General features: G+C 34.7%; 13 protein-coding genes and 2 pseudogenes. 7 read left to right on the top strand and 8 right to left on the bottom strand.

Annotated features, from left to right (window positions below; genetic code table 11):
- Positions 1 to 56: 56 nt before the first annotated feature.
- The 6 genes from trpA to EL158_RS04650 all read right to left on the bottom strand — a co-directional run bounded on the left by trpA (position 57) and on the right by EL158_RS04650 (position 6,533).
- Positions 57 to 806 carry a tryptophan synthase subunit alpha gene (trpA, locus tag EL158_RS04675; protein ID WP_027303722.1) on the bottom strand — a complete coding sequence of 250 codons (750 nt, stop codon included), beginning with the start codon at positions 804 to 806 and terminating at the stop codon, positions 57 to 59.
- Complete coding sequence (gene trpB, locus EL158_RS04670; protein WP_027303721.1) at positions 799 to 1,977, bottom strand: tryptophan synthase subunit beta; 1,179 nt, start codon at positions 1,975 to 1,977, stop codon at positions 799 to 801. The genes trpA and trpB overlap by 8 nt, the downstream gene beginning before the upstream one ends.
- Positions 1,974 to 2,576: a phosphoribosylanthranilate isomerase gene (locus EL158_RS04665; protein WP_027303720.1), complete on the bottom strand. Its 603-nt coding sequence runs from the start codon at positions 2,574 to 2,576 to the stop codon at positions 1,974 to 1,976. Before EL158_RS04665 ends, trpB begins: the two co-directional genes overlap by 4 nt.
- Positions 2,563 to 4,158, bottom strand: coding sequence for an anthranilate phosphoribosyltransferase (gene trpD, locus EL158_RS04660; protein ID WP_027303719.1), 1,596 nt, complete (start codon positions 4,156 to 4,158; stop codon positions 2,563 to 2,565). The genes EL158_RS04665 and trpD overlap by 14 nt, the downstream gene beginning before the upstream one ends.
- On the bottom strand, positions 4,155 to 5,393 hold the full coding sequence (locus EL158_RS04655) for an anthranilate synthase component I family protein (RefSeq protein WP_027303718.1): 1,239 nt from the start codon (positions 5,391 to 5,393) through the stop codon (positions 4,155 to 4,157). The genes trpD and EL158_RS04655 overlap by 4 nt, the downstream gene beginning before the upstream one ends.
- Before the next feature lie 105 nt (positions 5,394 to 5,498).
- Positions 5,499 to 6,533 (bottom strand): isoaspartyl peptidase/L-asparaginase family protein, encoded by a 1,035-nt coding sequence (locus EL158_RS04650; RefSeq protein WP_027303717.1) that lies wholly within the window; start codon positions 6,531 to 6,533, stop codon positions 5,499 to 5,501.
- Between the two features lie 116 nt (positions 6,534 to 6,649).
- Between EL158_RS04650 and EL158_RS04645 the strand changes: the two are divergent.
- The 3 genes and pseudogenes from EL158_RS04645 to bioD form a co-directional block, all read left to right on the top strand.
- Positions 6,650 to 6,982 (top strand): annotated as a pseudogene (locus EL158_RS04645) (DMT family transporter); the annotation flags it as partial.
- Positions 6,983 to 7,044: 62 nt separating this feature from the next.
- Complete coding sequence (locus tag EL158_RS04640; RefSeq protein WP_027303715.1) at positions 7,045 to 7,359, top strand: DMT family transporter; 315 nt, start codon at positions 7,045 to 7,047, stop codon at positions 7,357 to 7,359.
- Positions 7,359 to 7,955, top strand: coding sequence for an ATP-dependent dethiobiotin synthetase BioD (bioD, locus tag EL158_RS04635; protein WP_027303714.1), 597 nt, complete (start codon positions 7,359 to 7,361; stop codon positions 7,953 to 7,955). Before EL158_RS04640 ends, bioD begins: the two co-directional genes overlap by 1 nt.
- Here the strand turns inward: bioD and EL158_RS04630 are convergent.
- Positions 7,945 to 9,213, bottom strand: a complete 1,269-nt coding sequence (locus EL158_RS04630) for an adenosylmethionine--8-amino-7-oxononanoate transaminase (RefSeq protein WP_034955703.1) — start codon at positions 9,211 to 9,213, stop codon at positions 7,945 to 7,947. The two genes, bioD and EL158_RS04630, sit on opposite strands and share 11 nt — an antisense overlap.
- Positions 9,214 to 9,297: 84 nt before the next feature.
- On the opposite strand from EL158_RS04630, the pseudogene EL158_RS04625 reads away from it, so the two are divergent.
- Both EL158_RS04625 and EL158_RS04620 read left to right on the top strand, forming a co-directional pair.
- A pseudogene (locus EL158_RS04625) lies at positions 9,298 to 9,660 on the top strand (hydrogenase formation protein HypD); the annotation flags it as partial.
- 12 nt (positions 9,661 to 9,672) lie between these two features.
- A complete protein-coding gene (locus tag EL158_RS04620; protein ID WP_027303711.1) occupies positions 9,673 to 10,077 on the top strand; it encodes a group III truncated hemoglobin in 405 nt (134 codons plus the stop codon).
- Between the two features lie 57 nt (positions 10,078 to 10,134).
- Here the strand turns inward: EL158_RS04620 and EL158_RS04615 are convergent, their stop codons facing one another.
- Positions 10,135 to 10,569, bottom strand: a complete 435-nt coding sequence (locus EL158_RS04615; protein WP_027303710.1) for a hypothetical protein — start codon at positions 10,567 to 10,569, stop codon at positions 10,135 to 10,137.
- Between the two features lie 163 nt (positions 10,570 to 10,732).
- On the opposite strand from EL158_RS04615, the gene EL158_RS04610 reads away from it, so the two are divergent.
- Both EL158_RS04610 and EL158_RS04605 read left to right on the top strand, forming a co-directional pair.
- Positions 10,733 to 12,574 carry a DUF262 domain-containing protein gene (locus EL158_RS04610; RefSeq protein ID WP_027303709.1) on the top strand — a complete coding sequence of 614 codons (1,842 nt, stop codon included), beginning with the start codon at positions 10,733 to 10,735 and terminating at the stop codon, positions 12,572 to 12,574.
- Entirely contained in the window at positions 12,571 to 14,919 is a 2,349-nt protein-coding gene (locus EL158_RS04605; protein ID WP_027303708.1) for a GmrSD restriction endonuclease domain-containing protein, read from the top strand. The genes EL158_RS04610 and EL158_RS04605 overlap by 4 nt, the downstream gene beginning before the upstream one ends.
- Positions 14,920 to 14,997: the final 78 nt, after the last annotated feature.

Raw genomic sequence — 14,997 nt, 5'->3', positions numbered from 1 at the left:
TATTCTAACTTTAAATTTACATTATATTATAAAAAAAGTAAAAATTAACTAAAAGGTTATTTTTTAAAGATTTCTTTCACATTTTTTATCACTTCATCGATGTTCTCATTTTGAAATTCATTAACTATACTTGTGCCGACAATAGCTCCATCGCTAATTTTGCGAATTTTTTCAACATCTTCATAATTTTTTATGCCAAAACCTACAAAAATAGGCAGTTTTGTATAGGCTCTAATTTCTTCAATTTTATTCACCAAAAGTTCATTACGAGAAGATTTTCCGCCCGTTAGTCCTATGCTTGCTAAAAGATAAATAAAGCCATTTGCATTTTTGCAAAGTTTAACTATGCGTTCTTTTGGTGTTGTAAGGCTGATGAAAGTGATGAGAGCTAAGCCCTCTTTGTCGCATTCTTTTTTTAAATCGCTGCTTTCTTCATAACTTAACTCAGGCACGATTAAACCACAAATTCCAGCCTTTTTAGCCGCTTTTACAAAGGCTTTTAATCCATAAGCAAAGATTAAATTATAATACGCCATAAAAACTAGGGCTTTGTTAGTTTCGATTTTTTCTAGTTTTTCTAATATTTTATGTATGGTTGTTCCATTTTCTAAAGCTTTGTTAGCAGCGTTTGCAATGATTTCTCCATCGGCTATGGGGTCGCTATAAGGCACACCAACTTCTAAAATATCGATATTGCACTCATCTAAACGCTTGATAAATTTCACACTCATATCTAAATTAGGATATCCCATTACGATATAAGCAATATTTGCCTTGTCTTTATAAAATTTTCTAAAATCAACCATAAATTGTTCCTTTTTTATAAGCTCTAATGCTTGTCATATCTTTATCCCCACGCCCAGAAAGATTAACGATAATCACACTTTTTTTCTTTAGAGTGGGGCAGAGCTTTTCCAAAAAAGCTAAGGCGTGCGAACTTTCGATAGCGGGGATAATCCCTTCCTCCTTACAAAGTAGTTTTAAAGCCCTCATGCACTCATCATCGCTAATTGCCTCATACTTAGCCCTTTTACTTTCAAACAAATGTGCGTGCAAAGGTCCCACTCCGGGATAATCAAGCCCCGCAGAAATGCTATGCACGGGCAGTATATTCCCCAACTCATCTTGCAAAACCTTAGTTTTCATTCCGTGAATAATGCCCGTTTTTCCCTTAGTTAAAGTTGCAGCATGATAAGGCGTATCAATGCCAAGCCCCGCAGCCTCTACGCCTATAAGTTTGACGCTTTTATCATTTAAAAATTCGTTAAAAATTCCCGCCGCATTTGAACCTCCACCAACTGCTGCGATGATATAATCAGCCTTTTTACCAAGCTTTCTAAGCTGCATTTTGCACTCTTTGCCTATGACACTTTGAAAATGCGTTACCATTTTAGGATAGGGATAAGGACCAACCGCACTTCCTACGACATAAAATAAATTTTTTATATCACTTACCCAATGTTGAATTGCCGCTGTTGTAGCTTCTTTTAAGGTTTTAAGCCCGCTTTCAATGGCATTAACTTTCGCACCTAAAAGTTCGATTTTATAGACATTTAAAGCTTGTCTTTGCACATCGACAGCACCCATAAAAATTTCACACTCAAGTCCCAAAAGTGCCGCAGCAGTAGCAGTGGCTAGTCCGTGCTGTCCGGCGCCTGTTTCGGCTATGATTTTTTTCTTACCCATTTTTTTAGCAAGCAAGGCTTGAGCTATGGCATTATTGATTTTATGTGCGCCTGTGTGATTTAAATCTTCTCTTTTGAGATAAATTTTATGTCCGTAAATTTTGCTTAAATTCTTAGCGTAATAAAGAGGAGTTGGGCGTCCAACATAATTTTTTAAGAGCTCGTTTAATTCTTTTTTAAATTCTTTATTCTTGCTAAATTTCAAAAAAGCTTTTTCAAGCTCATTTAGGGCAAACATCGCACTTTCGGGTAAAAATTGCCCCCCATAATTTCCATAATAGCTTTTTTTCATTTTTGAAACTCCTTAATTAAGTCTTTAATTTTAGCAAGTTCTTTTAAACCTTGCGAATTTTCTACCTTAGAATTAACATCGATGAGAGTGGGATTTAAAGCTTTAGCTTCGCGGATATTATGCACTCCTATACCTCCAGCTATGCCAAATTTTTGTTTATAATCTTTTAGCAAATTCCAGTCAAAACTGATCCCATTTCCACCCTTAAATTTACCTTTAGTGTCAAAAAGAGTCATATCTGCATAAATTTGACTAGGCATTTGAAGATTTTCTCCTACGCTAATGACTTGCCAAACGAAAAGTTTATTTTTTTGCAAAATTTCGAAATCTTTTTGAGCGATGTGTCTGTGAATTTGCACGCCGTCAAGCTCTGCATTTTGAGCTATTTTAAGGATAAATTCTAAGCTTTCATCGACAAAAACCCCCACGACTTTTTTATGATTTTTATGGATGATTTGAGAGAGTTTTATCGCCGTTTTCTCATCGACCTTTCGCACACTTTGAGCAAAAATTAAACCTAGATAATTAATCTGTTCTAAGCCACTGATTTGCTCAGCGTTTAAAATGTCTTTTATGCCGCAAATTTTAAGCTTTGTCATTTTGATAAGCTTTAAAAAATTCATACACAAGCCCCGAATTTAAAGCCTCTAAAATCACATCTTTAGCCTCCAAAGGACTTGCTGCTTTATTAGCGGTATAAAGTGCAAACATCGCATTTAAAACGACTATATCAAATTTTGCACCTTTAAGTTTTGCACTTAAAATAAGCTCTAAATCTTTAGCATTATTTTCAGGGCTTGAGCCTAAAATTTCACTATGAAAAGCCCTTTTAAAGCCAAATTGCTCGGGGGCAATATTATATTCATAAATTTCATTATCTTTTAATTCTATAATTTTACTTTCATCGCAAATGCTAAGCTCATCCATTCCATCATTTCCCCTTACTACTAAGGCGTGTTTTCTACCGAGTGCTTTTAACACTTCAGCTAAAAGTCTATGCACGGGTGCGTGATAATTTCCCATAAGCTGATATTTAAGTTTTAAATTTGGATGCAGCAAGGGACCTAAGACATTAAACACCGTTCTTACTCCTAGCTTAGAGCGAATTTCTCTTAATTCTCCCACTAAAGGATGGAAAAATGGCGCGTGAAAGAAGTTAAGATTTTTTTCCTCTAAAAGTTTTAAACCCTCCTCTAAAGATGAAGGGATTGGAATTTGTAAAGCTTCTAAAACATCGCTACTTCCACTTGAGCTAGATATCGCGCGGTTGCCGTGTTTAGCGACTTTTACCCCCAAAGACGCAAGGATAAAAGCTACCGCCGTCGAGACATTAATGCTCTTAAAGCCATCGCCCCCAGTGCCACAAATATCTATCATCTCACTTTCATCACTAAAGGTTTTAGAATAACGCAAGATATTTTGCACAAAAGCACTTAAAGACTTTTGATTGAGTGATTTTTCTGTGATGAGTATGAGTAGGGCGGCGATTTGCAAAGGCTCATATTCTTTACTCATTATAAATTCGCAAATATTTTTAAAATCCTCACTTTCTAAGGCGATATTTTCACTGAGTTTATGCAGGTATTGATTTAAATTTTTATCTTGCTTTATTTCTTTTTTATTTTCATTGAGAAAATTAGAGAAAATTTGCAAACCATACTCGCTAAAATAGCTTTCAGGGTGAAATTGTATCCCAAAATAAGGCAAATTTGTATGCCTCATCGCCATCAAAACTCCATCTTCACTATAAGACAGAGCTTCTAAATCCTCGCTAAGTTCCACAACTTCTAAAGAGTGGTAACGCATAATGTTAAAGCTTTTTGGCAAATTTTTAAACAAAATGCTTTCTTTTTGTATAGTAAGTGTGGAGCTTTTTGCGTGAGCTATGTTTTGAAGTCTTTTAATTTTAGCATTAAAGCTAAGTCCTAAAGCCTGATGCCCTAAACAAATTCCAAGCACAGGAATTTCTAGTTTTGCTTTAAAAATTTCAAGGCAAATTCCGCTATCTTTTGGATGTTTTGGACCCGGACTTAAAATGATATGAGAAGGATTTAAAGTCTTGATTTCGCTAAGGCTTATTTTATCGTTTCTAACGACCTTAATTTCATCATTACTTAACCTTTCAAGCATTAATTTAATATTATAAACAAAAGAGTCGTAATTGTCGATTAAAAGTATCATTTTGCAAGCCTTTCAAATGTCGTTAGTAAAGCTTTTCTTTTGGCACAAATTTCATCATATTCTTTTTTTGCTTCGCTTTTTAGCACTATACCTGCACCGCTTGAAATGTAGGCTTTGTCATCTTTGAAAAAGGCAGAGCGTATGATAAGAGCTAAAACGACATTTTCATTAAAATTTAAAAAGCCTACCGCACCGCCATAAACGCCACGATTAAGATTTTCAAGTTCGCCGATGATTTCTAAGGCACGAATTTTAGGTGCACCGCTTAGAGTCCCTGCTGGAAAAAGTGCGCCAATAGCGTCAAAAATGCTGGCTTCTTCTCTTAAATTAGCATAAACCTCGCTAACGATGTGCATCACATATTTGCTTTTTAGGACATTATAAAGTTTTTCAACTCTAGTATTTTTACCAAATTTAGAGATGTCATTTCTTGCTAAATCTACAAGCATTCTATGCTCACTCAATTCTTTTTCATCACTTAAAAGATCTTTTTCTAACGCCTCTAAATTGCTATTTGCGTTCAAATTTCTTGTTCCAGCTATGGGTGCTGTAAAAATTTCTTTTTGTTTAATGCTAAGCAAAAGCTCAGGCGATGAGCCTAAAACTACGCCATATTGAGTAGGGAAATAAAACATATAAGCACTAGGATTTTCAAGGCTTAAAGCTTCATAATAATCAAAAGGCTTAAGATTATGTTTAATGCAAAGCTGTTTGCTTAAAACGACTTGAAAAATATCTCCACTCAAAAGATATTCTTTAGCCTTTTCGACCATAGCTTCATAGCTTTCTTTCTCTTCTTTTAAGTCGTTTAAAATGCTAAATTCAGCTTTGTTTTTAGGAGGAATTTTAAAATGATCATCTAAGAAATCAAAATAAGTTTTTTCTCCAAATTTAAAAAACATTTTGCTGTTTTTTTCATAGAGCAAATAAGCCTTAGCATTAGCAAATAAAAAGGGCGGGAAATCGTAATTTTTACGCTCTAAAGAGGGCAAATTTTCAAACAAATGAATAAAATCTGCACTCAAAACCCCAAAAAAACCCGCATATTCGCATAATTTTTCTCTTGCCGCACACTCATAAAATTTAGCTTTTAATTCGCTAAATGTTATAGAATTAGCATCTAAATATTCACAATCAATCCCAATAATAACCTTATTTAAATCCTGTGTAAAATAAGAATTAGGATATTTTTCTAAAATTTGTCTATAATAAAAATTGACATCTTTGCTAAGCATTAGTATTTCCCTTAAGTTTTCTTATAGAAAGTTTAAATTATCATTTTATCAAATTTTATTTAAAGAAGTATTTAAGAAGGAAGTGCCTAAGCTTAGGCACTTTGATTATTTAGCCACAGGCCAAAAGATTTTAGGCTCTTCACCAGCTCTAGCTTCGCCGTGATACATTCCAAGTTTATCTTTGGTCCAAGCATATCCTACTTTACCATTTTTATCGATTGAGATAATTCCACCAATTCCGCCAAGTTCTGCTACCTCTTTAATGGTTTCTTCTGCTGCTTTTTGGATAGATAATTTTTTATGCTTGTAAAGGGCTGCGACTTCGTGTGCTGCTGCCACTCTTATGTAAATATCACCTGTTCCCGTGCAAGAAACAGCCACAGAATCATTATTTGCATAATTTCCAGCTCCTATAATAGGTGAATCTCCTATGCGTCCGGTCATTTTATTTGTCGTTCCGCCTGTGCTTGTTCCAGCGGCTAAATTTCCATTTTTATCTAAGGCGATTGCTCCCACTGTTCCTAAATAAGGCTCTGTGCTAAGTCCTAAATGTGCCTTAGCCTTATCACTATCGAGTAAAACTTCTTTACTTTTTTGTGCTTCTTTGAATTGTTTATAGCGGTGTTCTGTGTAGAAATATTTTTGCTTGACGATTTCTAAGCCATTTGCTTTGGCTAATTTGTCCGCACCTTCACCGGCAATTAGGGTATGTGGCGTTTTTTCCATAACCACTTTTGCCGCCTCGATAGGATTTTTAATCGTTCTTGCCATAGCGATAGCACCTGCATTTAAGGTTTTCCCATCCATTAATGAAGCGTCAAGTTCGTTATAGCCATCAGCGGTAAATACAGCTCCTTTACCTGCATTAAATTCAGGGCTATCCTCCATTACTTTAATTGCAGCAATTACAGCATCGGTTGAGCTTCCTCCTGCTTCTAAAATTTTTTGACCAGCTTTAAGCGATTCTTTCATTACCACTTCTCTTTTAGCAAATTCCTCTTTTGTGAGACCTAAACCGCTTGTTCCTCCGTGGATTACAATGACAGGCTTAAAATCTTTCGCATAAAGATTTGCACTTGTTAAAAACGCAAGGCTAGCCATTACCAACAAGGCTTTTTTACCACCTTTTATTAAATTCATCACTTCTCCTTTTGATAAAATTAAAAGTCATAAAATTTTCATTTAAAATTATAAATGTATAGTAAATCAATTTTTTATGCTAAAATTCGCTCCTTATTTTTACAAAAGGCTTGGATTTGAAAAAAGAAGTCAGTGTTAATTTAGCTTGGTGTTTGGTGCTTTTGGGCGGTTTTGTGGAGTGCTTTTGGGTGAGCGGCTTAAAATATGCCAATGAGCTTATTTGGTATATTTTAACGGGTTGTGGGATTTTGATCTCTTTTTGTTGTGCTGTGGTGGCTATGCAAAAGATTGAGGTAAGCGTGGCTTATGCGGTGTTTGTAGGTATAGGCACAGCGGGAGTGGTTTTGGCTGAAATGCTCTTTTTCAATGAGCCTTTTTCTTTACTTAAGATTTCTTTAATTTTCATCTTGCTTTTGGGCGTGGTGGGACTTAAATTTGTGAGTAGAGAAAATGATGAAGCTTTAGTGGAGGAGCTTTCGCAGGATTTGGGACTAGATTTTGAGGAGAAAAAATGAGTTGGTTTTTTCTTTTTTTAGCTGGGTGTATGGAAATTTTGGGCGTGATAGCGATGAAAAAACTTATCCTTACAAAACGGAAAATCTACCTCCTTGCCATTTTAATGCAGTTTTCTTTAAGCTTTGGCTTTCTTTCTTTGGCTATGCGTGAAATTTCTATGGCAACTGCTTATGCGATATGGACAGGCATAGGAGCGGCTGGAGGCGTGATAGTGGGCGTGGTGTTTTTTAAAGAAAGCAAAAGCTTAATGAAGCTTTTTTTCTTAGGGCTTATCTTAGCCTCAAGCGTAGGTTTGAAGTGGATTTCATAATGCAAATTTATATTAGTGGGATTCATACAGACGCTGGGAAAACGCATTTTAGTGCGGCTTTTTGTGCAAATTTAAACTATGATTATTTTAAACTCATACAAGCTGGCACTCCAACAGATAGTGATTTAATTGCTAAGTTAAGCCCTAAAACGCGCATTTTAAAAGAGGGCTTTACACTTCAAACACCCGCTTCACCACATTTAGCTAAGATAAAAGAAAAAGCAAATTATCAGGCTTTCTCTTTACAAATTCCCAATAATGAAAATTTGTTAATAGAATTAGCCGGTGGGCTTTTCACGCCCCTTGATGAAAATTTTGCGATGATAGATTTTATGCAAAAATTTAAAAAACCTACCATTTTAGTGGGGCGTTATTATCTTGGGAGTATTAATCACATTTTACTAAGTATAGAAGCGCTTAAAATGAGGCAAATTCCCATACTTTTTTTGGCGATGATGGGGAAAAAAGAGCCTTTGCAAGATGAATTTATTAAAAGCTATGCAAAAATTCCTATTATTAATCTTCCTTTTTTTAATGCAAAAAATATAGAAAATAAGAAATTTAAAAGTCAAGTTGAAACTTTTCTTAAGCTTTAAATTCCTTAAAAATTTCTATCAAACTATCTACAACATAAGAAATTTCATCTTTTGTAATGATATAAGGCGGCATAAAATAAATCGTATTTCCTAAAGGTCTTAACAAAAGCTTTTTTTGCAAAGCCTTTTCATAGACCAAAAGCCCCGCCCTTGAAATTTGACTTTTGATATCAAAAGCGTAAATCATACCTTGTTGTCTAAAATTACTTAAAAAATGAAATTCTTTTAATTTTTCAAATTCTTGCTTAATGAAAAGGCTTAATTTAGCGTTTTTTTCTAAAACATTTTGCGTTTCAAAAATATTTAAAACCTCATTAGCTGCTGCTGTGGCAAGGGCATTACCCGTGTAAGAGTGCGAGTGTAAAAAGGCTTTATTATCCTCATAAGGCGCGTAAAAGGCATTATAAATTTCATCTTTTACCAAAACCACAGCCAAAGGCAAAAAGCCCCCCGTAATGCCCTTAGAAAGACAAAGATAATCGGGCTTTTCCTTACAATAATCCATAGCAAAAAGCTTTCCTGTGCGACCAAAACCAACGGCAATTTCATCGAAAATCACCTGCACTTCAAAATAGCGGCAAAGCTTAATTGCTTCATTTAAAAAGCTAGATTCATACATATTCATATTGCCAGCACACTGCACTAAAGGCTCTACGATAAAAGCACAAAGAGAATTTGCGTGTTTTTCTAGGGTGCTTTTAAGCTCTTTTAAAGCCTCCTCATAATCTTCTCCACTTGGGGCTTTTGTGCTTAAATTTTCTAAAAAAAGTGGATTATAAGTTTGCTTATAAAGCTTGACATCACCTACGCTTAAAGCTCCTAAAGTTTCGCCGTGGTAGGAATTTGCAAGGGATAAAAACTTATTCTTTTTCTTGCCCTTATTAAGATGATAATGAAAGCTCATTTTAAGAGCAACTTCGATGATGGAAGAGCCATTATCTGCATAAAAGCACTTATCAAAGCCACTTAAAGCACAAAGCCTTTGAGAAAGCCTAATAATACCCTCGTGGCTAAAACCCGCTAAAAGCACATGTTCTAAGCGCTCAAGTTGAGTTTTTATGGCGTTTGAAATTTCAGGATTACAATGACCAAAAAGATTCACCCACCAAGAGCTAATGCAGTCCATATAAGCTTTATCATCAAAATCGTAAAGCCATACTCCTTGTGCTTTTTTTATGGGGATTAGGGGGATTTTTTCGTGGTCTTTCATTTGTGTGCAAGGATGCCAAAGGTATAATAAATCTAGCTCTTTTAACATAATTTTCCTTTTTTTATAACAATATAAATTTTAAAAGTTAATAACTAAGTTTAAATTTACAAAAAAAACGCCCAAAAAGCCGAAATTTATAATCAATACTCAAGGGTTGTGAGTCGCTTGGGTAATGTCAAGGCATAAAATTTGGTTCAAAAATATTTCAAGCCTTGCGATTTTGAATTTAGAGGTTTAGGACTTATAAAAAATGGAGGCTTAGAGCTTAGAGAAGAATTTGCAAATTATGACGCAAGTAAGCTTTATGATTGCGAGGTTAAAAGTAAGGGCGAAAATAAAGCTTGTATTTGCGGTCAAATTTTAAGAGGCTTGGCAAAGCCTTATGAGTGTAAAGTTTTTGGTAAGGTTTGCACACCGAAAAATCCCATAGGCAGTTGTATGGTTTCGGGTGAAGGTGCTTGTGCGGCGTATTATAAATATGCTATCGGTCATTAAAAAGGAGATAAAATGAAATTTAAAGAGAAATTTGAAAGCATTGACGCTAATTCTATTCGCAGTCTTATGGATATTTTTTATGCGAAAGTAAGAGTTGATAAAAACGGACTTGGGGAGATTTTTAATGCTAAAATCGGCACAGATGATACAAGCTGGAGTAATCATAAGGAAAAAATCGCAAATTTTTGGGAGGGTTTATTGCTAGGAAGTGGAAATTTTAAAGGAAATCCTATGCGAACGCATATTGATTTAGCACCTTTTCCTAGAGAGCTTTTTGCTGTGTGGCTTAAACTTTTTAAAGAAAGTTTAGAATGCGTTTATAAAGAGCCAGAGCATCAAAGACTGATTTTTCAAAGAGCTGAAATGATAGCACAAAGATTTCAATATGTGCTGTATGAGAGTAAATGTGTCCGCTAATGTAATGAGAGAAATTAAATGATAGCCTTGCATACTTTTGTGATATTTAAGTAAGATTTAAAAATTTTCAAATTCATCGCGTCTATCATCACAAATTTTTTTAGCAACATCAACGCTCATTTCGTAAAAAACTGCATTTAAGGATTTAGGTACGCTATTTTCTAACTCATATTTTTCACTCAAAGCTTTATAGACTGCATCATTTTCATCACAATCTACAGCTATACTTCCAAGGTAAGGGTATAGTAAATATCCAACAGGTGCAGTGTCAAAAACCATCGTTAAGCTTGTTTTGGGAAAGTGCGTTTTCATAAATTGTAAAAATTCTTCCCGTGCCTTATTATCAGTATGTTTTTTATCAAATGGGTTTTTTCCTTCCTTGTATTCTTTATAGATATAAGCACGGTTATAGACCTCATTGAAGCAAAGCCAAAAAGACTTTTTATTGATTGAAAGGGTATATTCTTGGATAGTTTCACAAGCAATAGGCATTTTAATCCTTTAAGTTTTTAATGTTATTGATGAAGATAACTTTCTTAGAATTTAGATGGAAATTGTAACATGGATAATCTTAATATTTTTTGAGTTTAAAGATATGTTTATTTTTATGATATACAATGAGCTATAGGTTTGTATATAGTTGAGTGGAGCTATGATGAGTAATAATATAAAAACAATTAAAGAATTGCTTTTGATAGGCAGTAATGATAAGATAAACTACCATATCCCAAGCTATCAACGGGGCTATAAGTGGAAAACGCAACAGGTAAATGCTCTGCTTGATGATTTGAAAGAGTTTTTAGACTCACCAGCTGAAGCAAAGTTTTATTGCCTACAACCCATTATGGTGCAAAAAGTTGATGACAAATACAATGTCATTGATGGTCAGCAAAGGCTTACGACTCTCTATCTTATCGCTAAGGTACTAGACTTAAGCGTAAAATGCACGATAGAGTATGAAACAAGAGGGGATAGCACGGAGTTTTTAAAAACTTTATGGCGTGAAAACAAAGGTTCTAGCGATAATGCCTTTAAAGGTATGGATTATTACTTTATGCAAAATGCTTACAACACGATTGAAAAGTGGTTTGATAATAATAGCAAAAAAGAAGCGATAAAAACACTACTCAAAGGCGAGACAACAAGCAAAAAATATGTCGGCGTGATTTGGTATGAAAGTAAAGAGGATGAAACAGATCTTTTTGCAAATGTCAATAGCGGAAAAATCCCGCTAAATGATGCCGAGCTTATCAAAGCACAGCTTTTGCTCCCGCCAAAAGATGAAGCAAAAGACACACAAGAATTGCGGCAGATAGAGATTACAAAAGAGTGGGATTCTATGGAATATGCCCTGCAAGATGATGAGTTTTTTAGCTTTTTAGTCAAGGATAAAAAGAGTTATGACACAAGGATTTTACTGCTATTTGAGATATATTGTGGTGATGAAGTGTGTGATAAAAAAGATAAATCCCACGCCGTGTTTGAGTTTATACAAGATAAGCTTACAGATTCAAAAGTGGATTCTAAAGAAAATCCCAAAGAGTGCTTTTGGCAGGAGATTAAAAAAATCTTTCTTACTCTTAAATCGTGGTATAAAAATTCACAGCTTTATCATCTCATCGGCTTTTTACTTACTCAAAATGAAAGCCTAGCAGGTCTATATAATTTAGCGAAAAAACAAACAAAAAGTGAGTTTATAGAAAAAACGATAAAAGAAAAAATTACAGGTAAAATTACAGATAAAAAAAGCGGCGATGAGTTTCAAAAAGCAGTGTCATCTTTACAATATGGCGATGATAGCAGCAAGCTAAAATCCATTTTACTACTCTTTAATATGCTTTCTTACATAGACTCACAGCTCCGCTTTAGCTTTGATATATACAAAGACAAAAAATGGGAGCTTGAGCATATCCACGCCCAGCAAGATGAAGCAAAAAATATAAAATCCACAAATAAAGCAAAAGAATGGCTACAAATCGCCAAGCAGATTCTTAACAACGCCAAAGATATTGCAAACATACAAAATGCGGAGCAAAGCGATAAAGAATCATCGCCTAAGATTAAAGCAATACCACAAACCTTAGAAAAAGTGCTAAATTTGCTAAACAAAGTGGAAAATAAAAAAGAAAAAAATGAGAAGCTAGACGATAGTGAAGCTAAAGATTTTGAGAAATGTGTCAATGATGTCTTTGAGATATTTAAAGGCGAGGAACTACACACAATAGGCAATCTAACCTTGCTTGGCAAGAGCGAGAATATCTCTCTTAGCAATGCTGTCTTTGCAATGAAGCAACAAAGGATAAAAGAGCTAGAGCAACAAGGCAAGTTTATCCCCCTTTGCACACGCAATGTGTTTTTAAAATACTATACAAAAGAGCAGAATATCTCTCAAGCACTCTTTTGGAGCGAGCAAGATAGCAAAGACTATCAAGCAGAGATTATCAAAAAAATACGGGAGTATCTATTCCCAGAATCTAAAAATAAGGGGAGCAAATGAGCGAGCAAACAAATAAGAAGAAGCCAGAAAATTTTAAAGAATTAGCACAAGAATACACGATCAAAATCCCTAGAATCCAACGCGACTACGCACAGGGTAGAGAAAACGCACAAAAGATAAGAGAAAAATTTGTGCGAGATTTATTTGAGGTGTTAAAAGGCAATGATGATAAGACACTCCACTTGCAGTTTGTCTATGGCAGTGTGAAAAATAATAATGAATTTATCCCCCTTGATGGACAACAAAGACTTACAACTCTCTATCTTTTGCATTGGTATATCGCAATGCGAAACAACACGACAGAATCCTATCTAGCAAACTTCACTTATGAGACTCGTTCTAGCTCAAGGGAATTTTGCAAGGCTTTGAGTGAGAATACGCAGAAGTTTTACCAAGCAATGCAAGAAGCATTAGCACAAATACAGGAGAAAAAGAAAAGTAAGAGCAATGAAACAATCCTATCTACAACTATCAAAGATCAAGCGTGGTTTCTACCCTTTTGGGAGCAAGACCCCACTATACAATCTATGCTTACAATGCTAGATTCTATCCATACAGAAGCGAGCAAATATAGCCTAGATACTCTCACGCTAGAGCGTTTAGATAGACTCACCTTTTCTTTGATTGAGCTAGATGATGAGCTAGATGATGAGCTATATATCAAAATGAATGCTAGAGGAACACCGCTCAATGAATGGGAAAATTTTAAAGCAGCGTTTGAGGGCTTTTTGGGCGAGAAGTTTGGCGGAGAGTTGAAAGATAAACAAGAAGAGATTTCACAAAAGCTTGATAATAAATGGCTAAAGACTTTGTTTAACTATGTGAAATATCAGGGCGAAGAGAAGCAAATGGAGTGTATAGAACTCGCACAAAGCTATATGCTAAACATTATCAAATATCTATGCGAAATGCTTTATTACAAAGCAAATGAAAATGAAAAAAGCTCGTTTGATTGGGATAGGGTGCATTTTGGTCATTTTGATGAAAAGCTAGAATCTAGCAGCCCTACAAAAAAGGGTTCTTATGCAACACAAAACGCTCATAGTATGTATAAAATTTTTGATAAAGAAGCATTGGAGATTCTTATCTATGTCTTTGATAATTTTGGCGAGATAAAAGATGAAGCAGAAAAGATTTTTATAAACTTTACTACAACAATAGGCGAAAGCGTAGGGGATAAAGTTTGTATTTTTGATAAAAAAGATACAAAAAATTCCAATGAAATTACAAGCGGAAAAGAGCTTTTTGCTGCAATGGTGCAAGATACAAGATTATCAAATAAAGAGCAAACTAGAAAATTAAGCAGAAAAGATGCTCTCTATCTTTTTGCTCTTATCTCTCTTATGAAAAAGCAAGATGAAAACAAGACTAACAAACTGCGTGAGGTAAGAAACTATTGCGAGAAGCAAAGGGACTTATCTAGTGGTGCATTATTCTATAAAAGCACAATACAAGATGATATGGGAAAACATATAGCAGAATGTGTAAAAATTTGTAAAAAAGATATAGCAATTAAAGATGAGATTATACGACAATTTGAAGATCACCACTATTTCAAAGGGGATTTGAAGCTTTTGCTTGATGAAAATAAAGCAAAAGGGAAAGAGCCTTTAGATGAAAATGATGGAGCAATGCTAGAAAAGGCTCAAAACATCTTAAACACAACGCCCACACATCGCATTATCGCCTATCTTATTCATCACAGATTTAATTGTAATTTTTGGTTAGGCTGGACTTATGGTAAGGGTAAATTTCTCTTTGGCGGCACAGAGGCTTGGCATATTATGCTGACGCAAAATTGTAAAAATAACGATAGTGTAAAAAATGCTTTTCAGGCTATGTTTAAAAATGGGCTAATAAGTGATGATAAGTTGCGTGAAAAATTTGTCTCAAATGAGTGGCAGTATTATTTCATCAAATACAGCAAGAGTTTTTTTAAAGAAAATCACAATTTGTTTATATGGAGTAATGAAGAAGCTAGCCCATTAGAAATATACAGACTTACAGACATAAAAAGAACACCGCCTCTGATAAATCCATTTCTATGGACACTTAAAGAAAAGATTAACGAGATACTAAAACTTCAAGTTAAATATGGAGCTGAAGATGAGGCAGTAGCAAGCACTGAGGCAAAAGAGCATTTTATAGTAATCACAGGCAAATGCGAGATACGATGCGAAAATAATAGCTTTGTGCTAACGCCCCTTAGTGATGAGTATAAAAAGGCTTTAGAGAAATCATCACTGAAACCTAGTAACAAAAACTTTACAATCTCACTCACAGACCACAAAGACATTATAGAAACACTTATTGATTTATTTAAAAGCTCTAACAATCCTAACTAAAACAAAGTCCTAGCCTTTACTTACTAGCTTGGGCTTTCTTGTAAATTTTTAAATAAGTTTAAATCAAAACGATACGGG

Origin of the sequence: Campylobacter upsaliensis, assembly GCF_900637395.1 — a bacterium.
Lineage (GTDB): Bacteria > Campylobacterota > Campylobacteria > Campylobacterales > Campylobacteraceae > Campylobacter_D > Campylobacter_D upsaliensis.
The sequence above is the reverse complement of the archived record's forward strand: the minus strand, read 5'-3'. Positions and strand labels throughout refer to the sequence as shown.